This is a genomic window from Vaccinium witches'-broom phytoplasma str. VAC (genome assembly GCF_000309405.1).
GTDB lineage: Bacteria > Bacillota_I > Bacilli_A > Acholeplasmatales > Acholeplasmataceae > Phytoplasma.
Genome location: NZ_AKIN01000194.1, coordinates 1 through 514, shown reverse-complemented (window position 1 = coordinate 514; position 514 = coordinate 1). Strand labels below are relative to the sequence as shown.

At 24.1% G+C, this 514-nt stretch carries 1 pseudogene; it reads right to left on the bottom strand.

Going from position 1 to position 514, the window contains the following annotated elements:
- A pseudogene (locus tag RI68_RS02880) lies at positions 1-514 on the bottom strand (IS3 family transposase); the annotation flags it as partial.

Here is a 514-nt window from a genome sequence, read left to right as displayed (position 1 = left end):
ATAATACAAGAAAAATATAAAAATCCTTGGGGAGTTTTAAAATAAGTGATGTCGGTAAATAGTTTTTGCATTGGCGCAGCGCTTTTAAAATCTTGGTTAATTAAATTAGGGACTATGTTTAAATTATCCTTTAAAGAACGATAATGATATTTATTTTTTTGGATTCTGAGACGACAATAAATGTCATTTGCTTTCATAATGAGATAAACTTTTTTCTTAGTGATGAATTCATTAAATATGTTTTGGTATAAATGAGTGATTTTACGATGACCAAAGAAATATTCATTCATTTTACATAAAGCTTGGATGCGTTTTTGTTGTAAAAGATATTTTGCCTGTTTTTCTTGGTGTTTTGTTTTAACTTTTAACCAATAATAATAGGTACTGCGTTTAATTTTAATTGTTTGTAAAATGGTGGTTAAATTAAGAGTTTGATTGAATTGGTTAACTAAATGAAAAACAATTTTTTTATCAATTTTTTTAATTTTTTCAATCATTTTTTGTAATAATTTAA